The organism is Collinsella sp. TF10-11AT, from assembly GCF_003437565.1.
GTDB lineage: Bacteria > Actinomycetota > Coriobacteriia > Coriobacteriales > Coriobacteriaceae > Collinsella.
On record NZ_QSQW01000028.1, the window covers coordinates 1 to 1,903 of the forward strand.

General features: G+C 54.5%; 1 protein-coding gene. It reads left to right on the forward strand.

Annotated elements, in window-relative coordinates; all coding sequences use genetic code 11:
• Window positions 1-181: 181 nt before the first annotated feature.
• On the forward strand, window positions 182-1,306 hold the full coding sequence (locus DXC99_RS10170) for an aminotransferase (protein ID WP_117584285.1): 1,125 nt from the start codon (window positions 182-184) through the stop codon (window positions 1,304-1,306).
• Window positions 1,307-1,903 lie beyond the last annotated feature (597 nt).

The window sequence follows — 1,903 nt, forward strand, 5'->3', positions numbered from 1 at the left end:
CGGCCCGCGCTGCATGAGCATGCCCTTCTGGCGCGAGGACCTCTAAGGTTTTCAAAGACCCGTACAGGTCTTACTACAAACATCTAGCTGCCATTAGATGTCTCCCATTGGGGCGGTGCGGATCTTTCGCACCGCCCCATTCATGTTTAATGACGCTAAATGAAGATCAGATAAGGTGGCCATGGATATCAAGACAATCGGTGTTGAGGAATGGCTCAACGTTTGGGAGAAGAGTGCTACCTGGGATATCGCTCAGTCGACGATCTCGTCGCTGACCATGGGCGAGCTTCGCGCACTGGACGAGCAGGACGGCGCCACGTTCTACGAGCGCCTGGATCGCGAGAAGATGAACTACGGCTGGATCGAGGGATCGCCGGAATTTAAGGCCGAGGTCGCCAAGCTGTATCGTCGCGATGTCAATCCCGATCACATTTTGCAGACCAATGGCTGCACGGGCGCCAACCTCAACGCCATCATGGCCGTTGTGGAGCCCGGCGATCACGTGATTGCCGAGTGGCCTACCTATGCGCCGCTCTACGAGATTCCGCGTACGCTGGGTGCCGAGGTCGAGTATTGGGAGCTCCGCGAGGAGCTCGGCTGGAAGCCCGATATCGATGAGCTCAAGCGCTTGGTGCGCCCCAACACCAAGCTCATCTGCATCAATAACGCATCGAACCCCATCGGTACGGTGCTCGATGCCGATATGCTCGGCCAGATTGCCGAGATCGCCCGTTCGGCTGGCGCCTATGTGCTGTGCGACGAGGTGTACCTGCCGCTTGAGAACACCAAGGCCTTTATGTCGATGGCCGACATGTACGAGAAGGCCATTGTCACCAACTCGGTGTCCAAGACCTATTCGACGCCTGCGGCCCGCGTGGGCTGGGTCGTGGCCGACGAAGAGGTGTCCAACCGCATCCGCACCTACCGCGACTACACCATGATCTGCGGCGGCGTGTTCAACGATGCCCTGGCGACATACGTGCTCGAGCACAAGGACAAGATTCTCGAGCGCAATCGCAAGATCGTGTTTGGCAACCGCGATATCGCGCAGGCTTGGATCGATACGCAGCATCGCGTTTCCTGGACGGCCCCGCAGGGAATATCCACCTCGTTTATCCAGCTGGATATTCCCGAGGATGACGAGGAATTCTGTAAGCGCCTGTTGGCCGAGAGGGGAGTGCTGCTGGTCCCCGGTAGCCGCTTTGAGCTTCCCTGCGGCGCACGCCTGGGCTACTGCGCGAGCGAAGACGTTCTTCGCGAGGGCCTGAGGCTTTTGGGCGAGGCACTGACGGAGTTCGATCGCTAGGGTTCCGACGATCTTCGAGGGCCTTATCCAAATTGGCCGAAGATAATCGAAAACGGACCCGTTTCCCTAGGGGAAGCGGGTTCGTTTTTCTATACCGAGAAGTCAAGTTGTTACAAATGGGGCCGTAAAGCGAGCCGGTATCCGCTGGGCCTTATACTGAGCTTCCGGTGAACGGTATCAAGCGTCTGGTAAACGGTAATTTGTTTATCAGAAATGAATAGGACAAACTTTTTTCTGAATAAAAATGAAAATGGTTGGGACGCGGCATGAATCGCTGATTCTATTCATAGCTATATTAGAAATATGCAATTTGAGGGTGGTTTAATAAAGTTAAGTTCCATTTGCTATTTGGATTGAAAACGCGTTTTAGCACGTAAATAAACTTTATTAAATCAAAGTGTGCCATGCGTGAAGTATATGTGTATGCCGTTCACCCCTCATATAAAACCGTTCGGGGGCGAGGTGGAAGTATGGACTGATTTTGGATATAAATATGTCGTCAGCAATAACGCCTCACACGGAGGGGCGCTAACGAATCGGCCCTGACAGGGGCCCGAAAGAAAGGTAGGAGGCCATGACGAAAGGTCTGCACGTGCC

Excerpts from the sequence above, each read along its gene's own strand:
- DXC99_RS10170 (WP_117584285.1), top strand. The coding sequence starts at position 182 with ATGGATATCAAGACAATCGGTGTTGAGGAATGGCTCAACGTTTGGGAG.